The following is a 17,524-nucleotide window of genomic DNA, read 5'->3' on the forward strand; positions in this document are numbered from 1 at the left end:
CGGAACCGGGCAGACTGCCGGAAATGCGGACTCTGCGTGCTCTCGCGGTTCTCGTCAGTGCGGTCCTGCTCGCCCCGGGCGTGGCGTACGCCGAGCAGGCCGCGCCGAAACAGCCCGTCGCGATCGGGTTCGGGGGTGCGGTCGCCAGCATCGACGCCGACGCCACCGCCATCGGCACCCGGGTTCTGGCCGACGGCGGCAACGCGGTCGACGCGGCCGTCGCCACCGCCGCGGCCCTCGGCGTCACCGACCCGTTCTCGGCCGGCATCGGCGGCGGCGGGTTCTTCGTCTACTACGACGCCCGCACCCGCCAGGTGCACACCCTCGACGGCCGGGAGACCGCGCCCGCCTCCGCCGACGAGAACCTCTTCGTCGAGAACGGTGAGCCGATCCCGTTCGACGAGGCCGTCACCAGCGGCCTGTCCGTCGGCGTCCCGGGCACGCCCGCCACCTGGCAGGACGCGCTGCGCAAGTGGGGCACCCGGTCGCTGAACCAGATGCTGCGCCCCGCCGCGCGCCTGGCCCGCGACGGCTTCACCGTGGACCAGACGTTCCACACGCAGATCGCCGGCAACGCGGAGCGCTTCTCCGCGTTCCCGAGCACGCGCGAGCTGTACCTGCCCGGCGGCGCGCCGCCCGCGGTCGGCAGCACGTTCACCAACCCGGACCTCGCGGCCACCTACGAAACGCTCGCCCGCCAGGGCGCCCGCGCGCTCTACCGCGGCCCGATCGCCGACGAGATCGCCGCGACCGTGCAGCAGCCGCCGGTCGATCCGGCCGCCGGGCTGAACGTCCGGCCCGGCAAGCTCACCACCGACGACATCGCCGCCTACCGCACCATCGAGCGGGAACCCACCCACACGCGCTACCGCGGCCTGGACGTCTACGGCATGCCGGCGCCGTCCTCGGGCGGTCTCACGGTCGGCGAGGCGCTGAACATCCTGGAGAACTTCGACGTCGCCCGCTTCGGCGAGGGCGACTACCTGCACCACTTCCTGGAGGCCAGCCGTCTGGCCTTCGCCGACCGCAACCGGTGGATCGGCGACCCGGCGTTCGTCGACGTGCCCGCCCGTCAGCTGCTCAGCCAGCGGTTCGCGGACAGCCGCGCGTGCCTGATCGACCCGGACCGCGCGGCCGTGGGCACCGTTGCCGCCGGGGACCCGCGCCATCCGCAGCCGTGCGCGGCGGGTGCCGCGGCGCCGACTCCGTACGAGGGCGAGAACACCACGCACCTGACCGTCGCCGACAGGTGGGGCAACGTGGTCGCCTACACGCTGACCATCGAGCAGGAGGGCGGCAGCGGCATCGTGGTGCCCGGCCGCGGTTTCCTGCTGAACAACGAGCTGACCGACTTCTCCTTCACCCCGGTCACCCCGGGCGTGCCCGACCCGAACCTGCCCGGCCCCGGCAAGCGCCCGCGGTCGTCGATGGCGCCGACGATCGTCCTGGAGCACGGCAAGCCGCTGCTGGCCGCCGGTTCGCCCGGTGGGGCGTCGATCATCACCACGGTGCTGCAGGTGCTGCTCGGCAGGCTGGACCGCGGGCTGACCCTGGAGGAGGCGATCGCCGCGCCGCGGGCCTCGCAGCGCAACTCCGGGCCCGCCCAGGTGGAACCGGCGTTCCTCGCGCTGCGGGAATCGTCCGACCTGCGGGCGCGGGGCCAGCTGTTCTCGACGTCCCCGGCCGAGATCGGCGCCGCCACCGGCGTGGAGCGCCTGCCGGACGGCCGCTGGCTGGCCGCCGCCGAGCCGGTGCGCCGTGGCGGCGGAGCCGCGCAGGTGGTGCACCCGGCACCGTGAGCGCGGATGTCACGCCCGCGAACGCGGAACTCACGCGCGCGAGCGTGGGACTCGCGCGCGTGAGCGTGGGACTCGCGCCGGGCGCGAGTTGAACACTCGGGCGCGCGTGTCCCACGTTCCGGCGCGCGAGTTGAACACTCGGGCGCGCGAGTTCCACGTTCCGGCGCGTGATCCGGCCGGGCGGGGCGCCGGGGCCGGTCACTAGACTGGCTCCGATGCCCACCCACTCCACGCCCGTCGCCGAGGTGCGTTGATGCGCCTCGTCTTCGCCGGTACCCCCGAACCCGCCGTGCCGTCGCTGCGGGCGCTGCTCGACTCGCCGCGGCACGAGGTCGTCGCCGTCGTCACGCGGCCCGACGCGCCCGCCGGCCGGGGCCGCAAGCTCCTGCGCTCACCCGTCGGCGCGCTCGCCGACGAGCACGGCATCGAGGTCCTCACCCCGGCCAAGGCCGGTGACCCCGACTTCCTGCAGCGCCTGACCGAACTCGCGCCCGACGCCTGCCCGGTCGTCGCCTACGGGGCGCTCCTGCCCCAGCGCGCACTGGACATCCCGCGGCATGGCTGGATCAACCTGCACTTCTCGCTGCTGCCCGCGTGGCGCGGCGCCGCCCCGGTGCAGGCGGCGATCCGCGCCGGCGACGAGATCACCGGCGCCTCCACCTTCCGCATCGTCAAGGAACTCGACGCCGGCCCCGTCTTCGGCGTGGTCACCGAGAAGATCGCCGACGACGACACCGCCGGCGCGCTCCTGGACCGCCTCGCGGTCTCCGGCGCCCGCCTGCTGGCGTCCACATTGGACGGCATCGAGGACGGCGAGGTCCAGGCGGTGCCCCAGCCCGCCGACGGCGTCACCTACGCCCCCAAGGTCACCGTCGACGACGCGCGCGTCTCGTTCACCGGCCCGGCGCACGCGGTCGACCGCCACATCCGCGCGGTCACCCCGGAACCCGGCGCGTGGACGGAGTTCCGCGGCGAGCGCCTCAAGCTCGGCCCGGTCACGGTCGTGGACGAGCCCGCGCTGGAGCCGGGGGAGCTGCGTGTCGAGCGCAAGCGCGTCCTGGCCGGCACGGCGACGAAACCGGTGCGGCTGGGCGAGGTCCAGGCACAGGGCAAGAAACGCATGGCGGCCACCGACTGGGCCCGCGGCACCCGCATCGAGCAAGGAGAACGGCTGTCATGAACGAGCGCAGGCCCTCCCGGCCCCAGCGCGGCCGCCCGGATCACCGCAAGCAGGGCCCCCGCCGCCCGCCGGCCGAGGACCCGGCGCGCCGCGTCGCGCTGGACGTGCTGCGTGCCGTCCGCCAGCGCGACGCCTACGCCAACCTCGTGCTGCCGGACCTGCTCCGCCGCAACCGCGTCTCCGGCCGCGACGCCGCGCTGGCCACCGAACTCGCCTACGGCGCCTCCCGCGCCCAGGGCATGCTCGACGCCATCATCGCCGCGTGCCTGGACCGCCCGCTGGACAAGGTCGACGGCCCGGTCCTGGACTGCCTCCGCCTGGGCGTCTACCAGCTGCTGCGCACCCGCATCCCGCAGCACGCCGCGGTCACCTCCACCGTCGACCTGGCCCGTGCCGACGCCGGCTCGCACGTCGCCGGGTTCGTCAACGCCGTCCTGCGCAAGATCTCCGAGCAGGACGAGGACGCCTGGATGGCGCAGCTCACCCCGGACCGCGACAAGGACCCGATCGGGCACCTGGCGATGCGCACCGCCCACCCGCGCTGGGTGGCGCGCGCGTTCGCCGAGGCGCTCGGCGACAAGGGTGACGACCTGCAGGCGGCGCTGGAGGCCGACGACGCCCGCCCGGCCGTCCACCTGGCCGCCCGCCCGGGTGAGATCAGCGCCGACGAACTCGCCGCCATCACCGGTGGCGACGTCGCCCCGTACTCGCCCTACGGCGTGCACCTGCCCGCCGGCTCGGGCGACCCGGGCGACTCCGAGCCGATCCGCGAGCGCCTGGCCGTGGTGCAGGACGAGGGCAGCCAGCTGTGCGCCGTCGCGCTCACCCGGGTGCCGCTGGAGGGCGCCGACGAGCGCTGGCTGGACCTGTGCGCGGGCCCCGGCGGCAAGGCCGGGATGCTCGGCGCGCTCGCCGCGACGCAGGGCGCGCACGTCGACGCCGTCGAGCAGGCCCCGCACCGCGCGAAGCTCGTCGAGCAGGCCACCGAGGGCCTGCCGGTGACCGTGCACGTCGCCGACGGCCGGGACACCGGCCTGGAGCCGGGCTTCGACCGCGTCCTGGTCGACGCGCCGTGCACCGGGCTGGGCGCACTGCGCCGCCGCCCGGAGGCGCGCTGGCGGCGCAAGCCCTCCGACGTGCCGGACCTGACCAGGCTGCAGGGCGAACTGCTCACCGCCGCGCTGGACCTCACCCGCTCCGGCGGTGTGGTCGCCTACGTCGTCTGCTCGCCGCACCTGGCCGAGACCGAGGGCGTGGTCGGCGAGATCGCCCGCCGCACCAAGGCCGAAGTGCTGGACACGCGCGAGTTCTTCCCCGGCGTGCCCCACCTGGGTGAGGGACCGTACGTGCAGCTGTGGCCGCACCGGCACGGCACGGACGCGATGTTCTGCGCCGTGCTGCGCAAGCCGTGAGCCTGCTCGGCCTGATCGGCAGCTCGTGCGGGGGACTGGACACCCGGTTCCGCGCCGAGCCGGCCGCGCTGGCCGCCGCCCGCGGCCACCGGCTCGCCGTCACGCTCACGCCGACCGCCCACCGCTGGCTGGACGCGGCCGGGGAGCTGGACGGGCTGGCCGCGCTCACCGACCTGCCGGTCCGCTCCGCCTCGCGCCTGCCCGGTGAGCCGCGCCCGCACCCGGACCCGCCGGTCTTCCTGTTCGCACCGGCCTCGGCCAACTCGGTCGCCAAACTCGCGCTCGGCATCGCCGACAACCAGGCCCTCACCGCCCTGGGTGACGTGCTCGGCGACCCGGCCGTCACGATCATCGTCGGCTACCAGGTCACCGACGCCCGCTTCCGGCACCCGGCCTGGCGGCGGCACCTGGACACGCTGGCCGAGGCCGGGGTGCGGGTGCGGCGGCTGGAGTACGGCAAGCCCTGGTCGCAGATCCTGGACCTGTTGCCGGCACCCACAGGATGAGTGGGGCCACGGCTGCCCGGACCCACGATCTACACTCCGTAACCGTGGCCCACCGACCTCTCATCGCGCCCAGCATCCTGTCCGCCGACTTCGCCCGTCTGGGCGAGGAGATCCACGCCATCGCCGGGGACGGCGCCGCGCGCGCCGACTGGGTCCACGTGGACGTCATGGACAACCACTTCGTGCCCAACCTGACGCTGGGCCTGCCGGTCGTCCAGTCGCTGCTGAAGACCACGGACATCCCGCTGGACTGCCACCTGATGATCGAGGACCCGGACCGCTGGGCCATCGGCTACGCCGAGGCCGGGGCCTACAACGTCACCGTGCACGTGGAGGCGGCCGCCGACCCGGTGATGCTGGCGAAGAACCTGCGCGCCGCGGGCGCCAGGGCCGGCCTGTCCATCAAGCCGGGCACGCCGCTGGAGGACCACGTCGAGACCCTCAAGCACTACGACACGCTGCTGGTGATGTCGGTCGAGCCGGGCTTCGGCGGCCAGTCGTTCATCCCGGACGTGCTGGAGAAGGTCCGCACCGCGCGCCGCCTGGTCGACACCGGCCACCTCAAGCTCGTCGTGGAGATCGACGGCGGCATCAACGCCGACACGATCGAGCAGGCCGCCGAGGCCGGCGTGGACTGTTTCGTCGCCGGCTCGGCCGTCTACGGCGCGGAAGACCCCGGCAAGGCCGTCGCGGCCCTGCGCGAACGTGCCGCCCGCGTCGGCGCGGCACACTGACACCGACAAGGAGGCGCGCGCCAGTGTTCACCGGCATCGTGGAGGAGCTCGGCGAGATCACCGCCGTCGAGCAGGTTCCCAACGCCGCGCGGCTCACCGTGCGCGGCCCCGTGGTGACCTCCGACGCCAAGCACGGCGACTCGATCGCCGTCAGCGGGGTGTGCCTGACCGTCGTGGACGTGTTCGGCTCCGAGTTCACCGTCGACGTGGTGCACGAGACGCTGCAGCGGTCCCGGCTGGCCAAGATCGCCGTCGGGGACCGGGTGAACCTGGAGCGGGCGACCCCGGTGGGGGACCGGCTCGGCGGGCACATCATGCAGGGCCACGTCGACGGCACCGGGGTGTTCCTGTCCCGCGACGCGGCCGGGCTCACCCGGTTCGCGCTGCCCGCGGGCCTGTCCCGCTACATCGTGGAGAAGGGCTCGATCGCGGTCGACGGCATCTCGCTCACCGTGACGAGTGTGACGAACGACGAGTTCTCCGTGGCGCTGATTCCGACGACACTGGAACTGACCACCCTCGGCCGTGCCGAGCCGGGTGATCTGGTGAACCTCGAGGTCGACGTGCTCGCCAAGTACGTGGAGAAGCTCGCGACGCCCCATCTGCCCGGCCGCACGGAGCACACTGGAGCCGGGGCAGGCTCGAAGGAGGACGCGTGAGCAGCGCAGGGACACCGTGCGGGACGGGGGTGCCGGTCGACATCGCCGGCATCGAGAAGGCGATCGCGGACATCGCCGCCGGGCGGCCGGTGGTCGTCGTCGACGACGAGGACCGCGAGAACGAGGGCGACCTGATCTTCGCCGCCGAGAAGGCGACGCCGGAGCTGCTCGCCTTCATGGTGCGCTACACCTCGGGCTACGTCTGCGTGGCGCTCACCGAGCAGGACTGCGACCGGCTGGACCTCCCGCCGATGTACCACACGAACCAGGACCAGCGCGGCACCGCGTACACGGTCACGGTGGACGCGGCCGAGGGCATCACCACCGGCATCTCCGCCGCCGACCGGGCGCACACGATCCGGCTGCTGGCCGACCCGAAGTCGCAGGCCGGTGACTTCCGGCGCCCGGGTCACGTGGTCCCGCTGCGCGCCAAGGAGGGTGGTGTGCTGCGCCGCCCCGGGCACACCGAGGCCTCGGTCGACCTGGCCCGCATGGCCGGGCTGCACCCCGCCGGGGTGCTGTGCGAGATCGTCTCCCAGAAGGACGAGGGGGACATGGCGCGCCGGGACGAGCTGGAGGTGTTCGCCTCCGACCACGACCTGCAGATCATCACGATCGCCGACCTGATCGCCTACCGCCGCCGGCACGAGAAGCAGGTCGAGCGGGTCGCCGAGGCACGCATCCCGCTCGAGGCCGGCGTGTTCCGCGCGGTCGGCTACGACAGCCTGCTGGACGGCATCGAGCACGTGGCGTTCGTCTACGGCGAGATCGGCGACGGCGAGGACATCCTGGTGCGGGTGCACTCGGAGTGCCTCACCGGGGACGTGTTCGGCTCGCTGCGCTGCGACTGCGGCCCGCAGCTGGACGCCGCGCTGCGGATCGTCGCCGACGAGGGCCGCGGCGTGGTGCTCTACATCCGCGGTCACGAGGGCCGCGGCATCGGCCTGCTGCACAAGCTGCAGGCCTACCAGCTGCAGGACCTGGGCGCGGACACGGTGGACGCGAACCTGGCGCTCGGCGTGCCCGCGGACGCGCGCGACTACGGCACGGGCGCGCAGATCCTGTGCGACCTGGGTGTGCGGTCGATGCGGCTGCTGACGAACAACCCGGCGAAGCGGATCGGCCTGGAGGGCTACGGCCTGAAGGTCACCGGCCGGGTGCCGCTGCCGATCTCGCCGAACCCGGAGAACCTGCGTTACCTGCGCACGAAGCGGGACCGGATGGGCCACGACCTGTCCAACCTGGAGGAGTTCGACCAGGTCGGCGCGGACCTGGAGGCACGGAACGGGAACGGTGCTGCACAGTGAGTGGTGAGGGCAGGCCGGACGTCGAGCTCGACCTGAGCGAGTGCGCGAACCTCCGGCTGGCGATCGTGGCGACGCGGTGGCACGCGAAGATCACCGACGCGCTGCTGGACAACGCGCTGAAGGCGGCGCGGGAGGCGAAGCTGTCCGAGGAGCCGACCGTGGTGCGCGTCGCCGGGGCCGTGGAGCTGCCCGTCGTGGCGCAGGCGCTGGCCCGCACGCACGACGCGGTGGTCGCGCTCGGCGTGGTCATCCGCGGCGGCACCCCGCACTTCGAGTACGTGTGCGACGCGGTGACGGCGGGCCTGACGCGGGTCGCGCTGGACGAGGGCACGCCGGTCGGCAACGGCGTGCTCACCTGCGACACCGAGCAGCAGGCGCTGGACCGCTCCGGGCTGCCCGGGTCGAAGGAGGACAAGGGCCGCGAGGCGACGCAGGCGGCGCTGGACGCGGAGCGCGTGCTGCGGTCGCTGCGGCAGCCGTGGACCGATCGGAAGTTCGTGTGAGCGCAGCCGTGGCGGAGAAGTCGGAGGCCGTGGTGTTCCGGCCGCACCGGGCGACGTGGATGTCGGCGATCCTGGCGGTCGTGCTGCTCGCGGTGTTCGTGGTGGTGGCGATCCTGCTGCGCGGCTCCGACACCGGCGTGATCTTCCAGCGGTCCGACCAGATCGCCATGGTGTTCATCGGCCTGCTGCTCGCGGGCGCGACGATGCTGTTCGCGACGCCGCGGGTGCGGGTCGCCGCCTCCGGGGTGCAGGTGCGGAACGTTCTCGTGGGGCGCCGGTTCAGCTGGCTGGAGGTGCTGTCGGTGAGCTTCCCCGACGGCGCCTCGTTCGCCCGGCTGGAGCTGCCGGAGGACGAGTACTACGCGATGCTCGCGATCCAGGCCGTGGACCGGGACCGCGCCGTGGAGGCCGTGCGCACGCTGCGCCGCCTGCACCGGGAGGCCTGGGCCGCCCAGGACTGAGCACCCCCACCGGATCGACCGCAGAACTCGCGCACCTGAGCGTGGAACTCGCGCGCCTGAGCGCAGAACTCGCCGGGGTGGGCGAGTTCCACGCTCGGGACGGTGAGTTCTGCGTTGGGGACGGTGAGTTCTTCGTTCGGGAGCGTGAACTTCACCAGCGGCCCCGGTTCAGAAAGCGTCAGGTCCACGACCACCGGTCGCCCAGGACTGAGCGCCCCCGCCGGAGCGAGCGCAGAACTCGCGCGCCTGAGCGCCCCCGCCGGAGCGAACGCAGAACTCGCGCACCTGAGCGCAGAACTCGCGCGCCCGAGCGTGGGACTCGCGCACCCGAGCGTGGGACTCGCGCGCGTGAGCGTGGGACTCGCCGGGGGGCGGCGAGTTCCACGCTCGGGACACCGAGTTCTGCGTTCGGGTGCGTGAAACCCACCGGCGGCCCGCGCTCAGACCGTCAGGTCCACCACCACCGGCGCGTGGTCCGAGGTGCCCTTGCCCTTGCGGGCCTCCCGGTCCACGTACGCGTCGCTCACCGAGCCGGCGAACTTCGCCGACGCGTAGACCAGGTCGATGCGCATCCCGTTGTTCTTCGGGAACGCCAGCTGCCGGTAGTCCCAGTAGGTGTAGGGCGTGTCGTACTTCAGCGCGCGCGGCATCACGTCGGTCAGGCCCGCCTCGCGCAGCGCCGCCAGCGCCGCGCGCTCCGCCTCGGTCACGTGCGTCATGCCGTCGAACAGCGTGATGTCCCAGACGTCGTTGTCGGTGGGGGCGATGTTGAAGTCACCCAGCACGGCGAACGGGCGGTCCTGCACAGCCTCGGCCGCCACCGTCGCCCGCAGCGCCTCCAGCCACCGCAGCTTGTACGCGTAGTGCGGGTGCGACGGCTCGCGGCCGTTGGGCACGTACACCGACCACAGCCGCACCCCGCCGCAGGTCGCGCCGATCGCGCGCGGCTCGGACGCGTCGTCGAACGTCGGCTCGCCGTCCAGCCCGCGCCGCACGTCCGCCAGCCCGACGCGCGACAGGATCGCGACACCGTTCCACCGGCCCGTCCCGTAGGCCGCCACCTCGTAGCCGGCCTGCGCCGCCTCGGCCGGGAACGCCTCCGTCGCGCACTTCAGCTCCTGCAGGCACACCACGTCCGGCTCGGCCGATTCCAGCCAGGACAGCAGACGCGGCAGCCGCGCGGTGACGGAGTTGACGTTCCAGGTGGCGATGCGCATGGCGCCGAGGATTTCACACGGGCCCCGCTCCGCCGCGCAGCCCCGCGACGATCACGCGGTAGAAGTCGCCGAGATCACCGATCAGCGCCTCGACCTGCGCGGGATCGGCCGGATCGGCGTCGAGCACCCAGTCCGCGACGAGGTCGAACATGCCCCCGATCGCCCCGACCGCCATGCGGTGCGCGTCCACCCCGCGCGGCCGCACGCCGTAGCGCAGCCACACCTGCTCCAGGAACGCGGCCGCGCCCCGCCGGTTCGCGCGGCGCTGCTGCTCGACCGCCCGGGACATCGCCCCGGACTCGCCGAAGGTGACCTTCGCCAGCCGCGGGTCGTCGACCAGCCCGTGCGCGAACTCCGCGACCAGCAGCCGGGTCGCCGCCGCGTCGTCGTCCGGCGCCTGCTCCAGCGCCGAGACCATCCGCGCCATCAGGCTTTCGGTGATCCGCCGCAGCAGCGCCAGGTAGCAGTCCTCGCGGCCGGTGAACACCTCGTAGAACGCCTTGGTGCCGACGAACCCGGCCTGGCAGATCTGCTCGATCGAGGTGCCCGCGTACCCCTGCCGCGCGAACAGCTCCAGCGCGGCGTCGAGCAGCTGCTCCCGTCGTTGCTCGCGGCGCTGTTCGGCGTCCAGGCCGCGGATCCGGCGTCCCACACCGCGACCGTACCCGGCCGCCCGGTTACGGAAAAGCTCTCTTGTTTGCAATAAGGCACCGTGTTCTAATCGAGGGCATCCGCTCTCGCCGACGAAGCCGAGGTCGCCATGCGTGCCGTGTTCACCGCACTCGCCGCCGCCCTGCTCACGATCGCCGCGGCGCCCGCCGCCTCCGCCGCGCCCACCTCCGGGTTCGGCGACTGGTCCTGCCGCCCGTCGGCCGCCCACCCCGAACCGGTCGTGCTGCTGCACGGGCTCGGCGGCAACGGGCCGGGCAACTTCGCCTACCTCGGCCCGTACCTCGCCCAGCGCGGCTACTGCGCCTTCACGCTCACCTACGGCCAGGCCGTGCCGGAGATCCCGGTCGGCGGCACCATCGCGATCGAGGACTCGGCCCGCGAGATCGAGGCGTTCGTCGACCGCGTGCGGGAGACCACCGGCGCCGAGCGGGTCGATCTCGTCGGCCACTCCGAGGGTGGGTTCCACGCGCTGTACGGGCCGAAGGTGCTGGGCTACGCCGGCGAGGTGCTCCGCGTCGTCGCGCTCGCGCCGCCCACTGACGGCACCACCTTCGGCGGGCTGGTCACCGTGGCCGACCACCTGGGCCTGCGCCCCTCGCTCGACCCGATCCTCGCCACCTTCGGCTGCCCGGCGTGCGCGGGCCTGATCACCGGCGGCGAACCGGTCGCCGACCTCACCGACGGCCCGATCGCCCAGGACGGCGTGGCCTACACGATCCTCGCCACCCGCTTCGACGCCCTGGTCACCCCGCACGAGACGTCGTTCGTCCGCGAACCCGGTGTGCGCAACGCCTTCGTCCAGGACACCTGCCCGGCCGACCCGGTGGGGCACGTCGGCATGGCCTTCGACACCGCCGTGGCCGGGCTGGTCGCCAACGCGCTCGACCCGGAGCACCCCGCGCCGGTGCTCTGTACCCCGGGCCTGCCGTTCTGAGCGCGGGAGGGGTGCGCAAACCTGTCGGAGGGGAGCCATAGGCTGGAGGGCGTGGCTGACCCGTCCACCTACCGTCCCTCGCCGGGGAGCATCCCGGACGAGCCCGGCGTCTACAAGTTCCGCGACGCGACCAAGCGGGTCATCTACGTCGGCAAGGCCAAGAGCCTGCGCAGCCGGCTGAACTCCTACTTCGCCGACCTGTCCGGGCTGCACCCGCGCACCCGGCAGATGGTGACCACCGCGGCCGGCGTCGAATGGACCGTCGTCACCACCGAGGTCGAGGCGCTCCAGCTGGAGTACAACTGGATCAAGGAGTTCGACCCGCGGTTCAACGTCCGCTACCGCGACGACAAGTCCTACCCGGTGCTGGCGGTGACGCTGCACGAGGAGTTCCCGCGGCTGCACGTCTACCGCGGCCCGCGCAAGAAGGGCGTGCGGTACTTCGGCCCGTACGCCCACGCCTGGGCGATCCGCGAGACGCTCGACCTGCTGCTGCGCGTGTTCCCCGCCCGCACGTGCTCCACCGGCGTGTTCCGCCGCCACGGTCAGATCGGCCGCCCGTGCCTGCTCGGCTACATCGACAAGTGCTCCGCGCCGTGCGTGGGCAAGGTCAGCGCCGACGAGCACCGGCGGATCGTCGAGGACTTCTGCGACTTCCTCTCCGGCAAGACCGACGCGATGGTGCGCAAGCTGGAGCGGGACATGGCCGAGGCCGCCGAGAACCTGGAGTTCGAGAAGGCCGCCCGGCTGCGCGACGACATCGGCGCGCTGCGTCGGGCCATGGAGAAGCAGGCCGTGGTGCTCGGCGACGGCACGGACGCCGACCTGGTCGCGTTCGCCCACGACGAGCTGGAGGCCGCGGTCCAGGTCTTCCACGTGCGCGGCGGGCGGGTCCGCGGCCAGCGCGGCTGGGTGATCGACAAGGCCGACGAGATGGGCGTGGCCGGCCTGGTCGAGCAGTTCCTCACCCAGTTCTACGGCGAGCAGGTCGAGCTGGCCGAGCAGGGCACCGACCTGGGCACGCCGGTGCCGCGCGAGGTGCTGGTGCCGGAACTGCCCGCCGATCCCGAGGCGATGACCGAGTGGCTGTCCGGGCTGCGCGGCTCCCGGGTGCAGCTGCGGGTGCCGCAGCGCGGCGACAAGCGCGCGCTGGCCGAGACCGTGCAGCGCAACGCCGAGGAGGCGTTCCAGCAGCACAAGCTGCGCCGCGCCGGCGACCTCACGGCCCGTTCGGCCGCGCTGGCGGAGCTGCAGGAGCACCTGGGCCTGGACAGCGCGCCGCTGCGCATCGAGTGCGTCGACATCAGCCACACGCAGGGCACCGACGTGGTCGCCTCGCTCGTGGTGTTCGAGGACGGCGTGGCGCGCAAGTCGGAGTACCGCCGGTTCGCGTTGCGGGAGGCCGCCACCGAGGGGGATGTCGCCTCCATTGCCGAGGTGGTGCGGCGGCGGTTCGCTCGCTACCAGACCGAAACGCAGGAGGGCCTGGCCGGCGAGAAGCCGGGGATCGACCCGGAGACCGGACGGCCGCGCAAGTTCGCCTACCCGCCGAACCTGCTCGTGGTCGACGGCGCGGGCCCGCAGGCGACGGCGGCGGCGGACGTGCTGGCGGAGATGGGCATCACCGACATCGCCGTGGTGGGCCTGGCGAAGCGGCTGGAGGAGGTGTGGCTGCCCGGTGACCCGGACCCGGTGATCCTGCCGCGCACCTCCGAGGCGCTGTACCTGTTGCAGCGGGTGCGGGACGAGGCGCACCGGTTCGCCATCGCCTACCACCGGCAGAAGCGCGCCAAGCGCGTGCAGGTGTCCGCTTTGGACGGTGTGCCGGGGCTGGGGCAGGCGCGGCGGGCCGCGTTGATCAAGCACTTCGGGTCGGTGAAGCGGCTGAAGGAAGCAGGGGTGGACGAGATCGCGCAGGTGCCGGGCGTGGGGAAGCGCACCGCCGAAGCGATCTTCGCCGCGTTGGCCTCAGGTGGGGAGTCGGAGCGGAAGTGACGGGAGAGACGATGGCCGAGGATCGCGGCACCGGCATGGAGGTGGCGGTGGTGACCGGGCTGTCCGGCGCCGGCCGCAGCACCGCCGCGAAGTGCCTGGAGGATCTGGGCTGGTTCGTGGTGGACAACCTGCCGCCCGAGCTGATCGCGACGATGGTCGAGCTGGGGGCGCAGGCCCGCGGCGCGATCACGAAGGTGGCCGTGGTGATGGACGTGCGCTCGCGCGCGTTCACCGACGACCTGTCGTCGATCATCAAGGACCTCGACGCGCGGGGCTACAAGCCGCGGGTGCTGTTCCTGGAGGCCACCGACGCGGTGCTGGTGCGGCGGTTCGAGCAGGTGCGCCGCGGCCACCCGCTGCAGGGGGACGGCCGGCTGATCGACGGCATCACCGCCGAGCGCCAGATGCTCGCGCCGCTGCGCGAGGAGGCCGACCTGGTGCTGGAGACCTCCGCGCTGTCGGTGCATGACCTGCGCGCGAAGATCGAGGACGCGTTCGGCTCCGAATCGGCCACGCAGACGCGGGTCACCGTGCTGTCGTTCGGCTACAAGTACGGCCTGCCGATGGACGCGGATCTGGTGATGGACGTGCGGTTCCTGCCCAACCCGTTCTGGATCCCCGAGCTGCGCGACCACACCGGCCTGGACGCCGAGGTGCGCAACTACGTGCTGTCGCAGGAGGGCGCCGAGGAGTTCCTGGACCGCTACCACCAGCTGCTGCGCCTGATCGGCGCCGGCTACCGGCGGGAGGGCAAGCGGTACCTGACGCTGGCGGTGGGCTGCACCGGCGGGAAGCACCGGAGTGTCGCGATCTCCGAGGAGCTGTCCCGGTTGCTGTCCAATGAGGACGGTATGGCGGTGAAGGTCATCCACCGGGACCTGGGACGCGAGTGACCGGGCCGTTGCGAGCCGTCGCGCTGGGCGGCGGCCACGGGCTGCACGCGACGCTGACCGCCCTGCGGCGGCTGACCCCGGACGTGACCGCGGTGGTCACGGTCGCCGACGACGGCGGCTCGTCCGGGCGGTTGCGGCGGGAGCTGGGCCTGCTGCCGCCGGGGGACCTGCGGCAGGCGTTGTCCGCGCTGGCGGTCGCCGAGAAGGGCGAGTCGTTGTGGGCGGAGGTGTTCCAGCACCGGTTCGGCGGCAGCGGCGCGCTCACCGGGCACGCGGTGGGCAACCTGGTGCTGGCCGGGTTGTTCGAGGTGCTGGGCGATCCGGTGGCCGCGCTGGACGAGGCGCGCCGGCTGCTGGGCGTGTCCGGGCGGGTGCTGCCGATGTCGCCGGAGCCGCTGGAGATCGAGGCGGAGGTGTCCGGCCTCGACGACGACGGGTCGTTGCGCCGCATCCGCGGCCAGGTCGCGGTGGCGAGTACCCCGGGGCGGGTCGAGCGGATCACGCTGCGCACGCCGCGGCGGCCGGGGGGGGTGCCGGCGGCGTGCGACGAGGCGGTGCAGGCCGTGCTGGACGCCGAGGCGGTGTTCCTGGGGCCGGGTTCGTGGTTCACCAGCGTCATCCCGCACCTGATGGTGCCCGCCCTGCACGACGCGCTGATGCGCACGGCGGCGACGAAGATCGTGGTCCTGAACCTCGTCCCTCAGCCGGGTGAGACGGCGGGGTTCTCACCCGAACGGCACCTGGACGTACTCTTCCAGCACGCGCCCGGGCTGCGGGTGGACGCGGTGATCGCCGACCGGGACTCGGTGCCGGCACCGGCCCGCTTGCGGGACGCGGCGGCGGGACTGGGGGCCACGGCGCTTCTGGCGGATGTGGCGGACCCTGGTCGCGAGGGTGTGCACGATCCGGATGCGCTGGCGAGCTGTGTGCGGGAAGCTCTCGGTCTCAGCGGGACCGAGGGCCGGAAAGGGTAGGGAGGGGCCATGGCGATGACCGCCGCCGTGAAGGACGAGCTCAGCAGGCTGCAGATCACGAAGATCGGGCCGCGCCGGTCCGAAGTCGCGTCGATGCTGCGCTTCGCCGGTGGCCTGCACATCGTGGGGGGACGGGTGGTGGTGGAGGCCGAGCTGGACACGGGTTCGGTCGCGCGGCGCCTGCGCAAGGAGATCCACGAGCTGTACGGCCACCATTCGGACGTGCACGTGTTGTCCGCGGGCGGGCTGCGGAAGACGACGAGGTACATCGTCCGGGTGGTTCAGGACGGGGAGAGCCTGGCCCGGCAGACGGGGTTGATCGACCAGCGGAGCGCCCCGGTGCGGGGCCTGCCGGCGGCGGTGGTGTCCGGCGGGATCGCCGACGCCGAGGCCGCGTGGCGGGGCGCGTTCCTGGCGCACGGTTCGCTGACCGAGCCGGGCCGGTCGTCGTCGCTGGAGGTCACGTGCCCCGGCCCGGAGGCGGCGCTGGCGCTGGTGGGGGCGGCGCGGCGGATGGGCATCCAGGCGAAGTCGCGTGAGGTGCGGGGAGCCGACCGGGTGGTGGTCCGGGACGGGGACGCCATCGGTGCGCTGCTGACCCGGCTGGGCGCCCACGCGAGCGTCCTGCAGTGGGAGGAGCGCCGGATGCGCCGCGAGGTCCGCGCGACGGCGAACCGCCTGGCCAACTTCGACGACGCCAACCTGCGCCGGAGCGCCCGGGCGGCGGTCGCGGCGGCCGCCCGGGTGGAACGAGCGCTGGACATCCTGGCCGACACCGCACCCGAACACCTGCTCGCCGCCGGACGGTTGCGGCTGGAGAATCGTCAGGCATCCCTGGAGGAGCTGGGCCAGCTGGCCGACCCCCCGATGACGAAGGACGCGGTGGCCGGCCGGATCCGGAGATTGCTGGCGATGGCCGACAAGCGGGCGAAGGAACTGAACATCCCGGACACCGAAAGCGCCGTCACGCCGGAAATGCTCGAGGAGAGCGTCTAAAGCGCCGGGACAGCGAACCCAACGAGCTGGGTGGTCATCCCGTCGCCTGACACGTGACGATCACCTTGAGCCAGGGCCGCAACCTCCGCTGCCAGCGTGAGTTGACATGCCAACCTTGCGGCCCTGGCTCAAGGTGATATGCACAAACCGGAAGGCGACGGGATGACCACACAGCGACCACCTCGTCAAGGTGAGATGACAACGGTCCCCCGTCATCCCGGAGCCTGCCCGTCCGGCGAGGACATCTCTTGATCTTTAGAGGTGACGTTGGGCAGGCGGAGAGCCCGCCCCGTGACCGTTAGGCGCCTACGGCGCCTAACGGTCACATTGGGTGTGGAGCTTGGTCGGTCCACTTGCGTTGCCGGCCGCCGGTTTCCGTGGGGCTTTGAAAAGACTCGTGCCTGTTAGTTACCCCAGCAGTCCTTCCACCGCGGCCGTCGCCTGGGTGACCTCTCGCATCGCCGTCTCCATCGCCGTGCCGCTGGGGCGGTGGCTCAGCACCACCACGACGTACCGGTCCCCGGCACCCACCAGCCCGCTGGTGTGCGCGTCGACCCCGCCGCGGCCCGCCGCCCATCCCTGCTTGATCGCCCACGGGCGGCCCGGCAACGCGTCCGGGATTCCGAAGTACTGGTCGACCCCGTCGGCCGCCACCGGGGGCGTGTCCCGCAGCGGGTCGAGGATCAAGCGCCGCTCACCCGCAGGCAGGGCCAGCACCGCCCGGTAGATCGTCAGCACGTCCTCGGCCGTCAGGAGCGTGTCGCCCCAGCGGCCCGGGTCCGAGGGTGGCTCGGTGGCCGTCAAACCGAGTGAACCGGCCGTGCGGCGGACGATCTCCGGTCCGCCCCCGGACTCCCACAGCTGGCTGGCGATCGCGTCGTCGCTGGAGGACAGCATTTTCGCCACGCGCGGGCTCGGCCGCTGCGGTGTCACGTGGCCGCGCTGCACGAGGTCGATCGCGATCAGCAGCTTCACCAGCGACGCCGACCGGTACCGCGTGTCGAGTCCCGCGCCGCGCAGGATGCGGTCCTTCTCGCGGTCGTAGACGAGCACGCTCGTCGCCGAGTCCTCGGCCGGTCCGGAGGTGCCGGAGCTGCTGCCGCGGAGCGCGAGCGCGAGGCCCAGTGCCAGGGCGATCACGACGACCGCGGTGACGAGGACGACGATCGGGCCACGGCGCAGTGGCCTGGTCTGCACGGACATGGTGATCACCTTCCGCCGCCGATGTCCGCGTCCCGTCGTCGTCATGTCATGGTTTTGCAACAGAGTCGCGGCAGTTGGT

At 73.0% G+C, this 17,524-nt stretch carries 17 protein-coding genes; 14 read left to right on the forward strand and 3 right to left on the reverse strand.

Going from position 1 to position 17,524, the window contains the following annotated elements; all coding sequences use genetic code 11:
- Nucleotides 1–23 precede the first annotated feature (23 nt).
- The 9 genes from ggt to D0D28_RS13120 all read left to right on the forward strand — a co-directional run bounded on the left by ggt (nt 24) and on the right by D0D28_RS13120 (nt 8,561).
- Entirely contained in the window at nt 24–1,799 is a 1,776-nt protein-coding gene (gene ggt / locus D0D28_RS13080) for a gamma-glutamyltransferase (protein ID WP_116110759.1), read from the forward strand.
- A 253-nt stretch (nt 1,800–2,052) separates the two neighbouring features.
- A complete protein-coding gene (gene fmt, locus D0D28_RS13085; RefSeq protein ID WP_094008108.1) occupies nt 2,053–2,979 on the forward strand; it encodes a methionyl-tRNA formyltransferase in 927 nt (308 codons plus the stop codon).
- Complete coding sequence (locus D0D28_RS13090) at nt 2,976–4,391, forward strand: RsmB/NOP family class I SAM-dependent RNA methyltransferase (RefSeq protein WP_116110760.1); 1,416 nt, start codon at nt 2,976–2,978, stop codon at nt 4,389–4,391. The genes fmt and D0D28_RS13090 overlap by 4 nt, the downstream gene beginning before the upstream one ends.
- Entirely contained in the window at nt 4,388–4,897 is a 510-nt protein-coding gene (locus D0D28_RS13095) for a flavoprotein (RefSeq protein WP_116110761.1), read from the forward strand. Before D0D28_RS13090 ends, D0D28_RS13095 begins: the two co-directional genes overlap by 4 nt.
- A gap of 44 nt (nt 4,898–4,941) precedes the next feature.
- Nucleotides 4,942–5,631 (forward strand): ribulose-phosphate 3-epimerase, encoded by a 690-nt coding sequence (gene rpe, locus D0D28_RS13100; RefSeq protein ID WP_094008105.1) that lies wholly within the window; start codon nt 4,942–4,944, stop codon nt 5,629–5,631.
- 23 nt (nt 5,632–5,654) lie between these two features.
- Nucleotides 5,655–6,290 (forward strand): riboflavin synthase, encoded by a 636-nt coding sequence (locus tag D0D28_RS13105; protein ID WP_116110762.1) that lies wholly within the window; start codon nt 5,655–5,657, stop codon nt 6,288–6,290.
- Between the two features lie 29 nt (nt 6,291–6,319).
- Nucleotides 6,320–7,597 (forward strand): bifunctional 3,4-dihydroxy-2-butanone-4-phosphate synthase/GTP cyclohydrolase II, encoded by a 1,278-nt coding sequence (locus tag D0D28_RS13110; RefSeq protein ID WP_116110763.1) that lies wholly within the window; start codon nt 6,320–6,322, stop codon nt 7,595–7,597.
- Nucleotides 7,594–8,100, forward strand: coding sequence for a 6,7-dimethyl-8-ribityllumazine synthase (ribH, locus tag D0D28_RS13115; RefSeq protein WP_116110764.1), 507 nt, complete (start codon nt 7,594–7,596; stop codon nt 8,098–8,100). Before D0D28_RS13110 ends, ribH begins: the two co-directional genes overlap by 4 nt.
- Complete coding sequence (locus D0D28_RS13120) at nt 8,097–8,561, forward strand: PH domain-containing protein (RefSeq protein ID WP_116110765.1); 465 nt, start codon at nt 8,097–8,099, stop codon at nt 8,559–8,561. The genes ribH and D0D28_RS13120 overlap by 4 nt, the downstream gene beginning before the upstream one ends.
- 440 nt (nt 8,562–9,001) lie before the next feature.
- Here the strand turns inward: D0D28_RS13120 and D0D28_RS13125 are convergent, their stop codons facing one another.
- Together D0D28_RS13125 and D0D28_RS13130 are read right to left on the reverse strand one after the other, a co-directional pair.
- Nucleotides 9,002–9,778 carry an exodeoxyribonuclease III gene (locus D0D28_RS13125; RefSeq protein ID WP_116110766.1) on the reverse strand — a complete coding sequence of 259 codons (777 nt, stop codon included), beginning with the start codon at nt 9,776–9,778 and terminating at the stop codon, nt 9,002–9,004.
- A gap of 13 nt (nt 9,779–9,791) precedes the next feature.
- On the reverse strand, nt 9,792–10,430 hold the full coding sequence (locus D0D28_RS13130; RefSeq protein WP_116110767.1) for a TetR/AcrR family transcriptional regulator: 639 nt from the start codon (nt 10,428–10,430) through the stop codon (nt 9,792–9,794).
- Between the two features lie 108 nt (nt 10,431–10,538).
- On the opposite strand from D0D28_RS13130, the gene D0D28_RS13135 reads away from it, so the two are divergent.
- Genes D0D28_RS13135 through whiA form a run of 5 tightly spaced genes read left to right on the forward strand, consistent with a single transcriptional unit; the run spans nt 10,539 to nt 16,242 of the window.
- Nucleotides 10,539–11,384 (forward strand): esterase/lipase family protein, encoded by an 846-nt coding sequence (locus tag D0D28_RS13135; RefSeq protein ID WP_116110768.1) that lies wholly within the window; start codon nt 10,539–10,541, stop codon nt 11,382–11,384.
- Nucleotides 11,385–11,435: 51 nt separating this feature from the next.
- Nucleotides 11,436–13,379 carry an excinuclease ABC subunit UvrC gene (uvrC, locus tag D0D28_RS13140; protein WP_094008097.1) on the forward strand — a complete coding sequence of 648 codons (1,944 nt, stop codon included), beginning with the start codon at nt 11,436–11,438 and terminating at the stop codon, nt 13,377–13,379.
- Nucleotides 13,380–13,414: 35 nt separating this feature from the next.
- Nucleotides 13,415–14,272 (forward strand): RNase adapter RapZ, encoded by an 858-nt coding sequence (gene rapZ / locus D0D28_RS13145; protein ID WP_094008133.1) that lies wholly within the window; start codon nt 13,415–13,417, stop codon nt 14,270–14,272.
- Between the two features lie 8 nt (nt 14,273–14,280).
- On the forward strand, nt 14,281–15,246 hold the full coding sequence (locus D0D28_RS13150; protein WP_094008132.1) for a gluconeogenesis factor YvcK family protein: 966 nt from the start codon (nt 14,281–14,283) through the stop codon (nt 15,244–15,246).
- Between the two features lie 9 nt (nt 15,247–15,255).
- A complete protein-coding gene (gene whiA, locus D0D28_RS13155; RefSeq protein WP_116110769.1) occupies nt 15,256–16,242 on the forward strand; it encodes a DNA-binding protein WhiA in 987 nt (328 codons plus the stop codon).
- 408 nt (nt 16,243–16,650) lie between these two features.
- Here whiA and D0D28_RS13160 read toward each other — a convergent pair whose 3' ends face one another.
- A complete protein-coding gene (locus tag D0D28_RS13160; protein WP_094008095.1) occupies nt 16,651–17,445 on the reverse strand; it encodes a serine hydrolase in 795 nt (264 codons plus the stop codon).
- Nucleotides 17,446–17,524 lie beyond the last annotated feature (79 nt).

It is taken from the genome of Amycolatopsis ruanii (genome assembly GCF_003385175.1).
GTDB classification, from domain to species: domain Bacteria; phylum Actinomycetota; class Actinomycetes; order Mycobacteriales; family Pseudonocardiaceae; genus Amycolatopsis_E; species Amycolatopsis_E thermalba.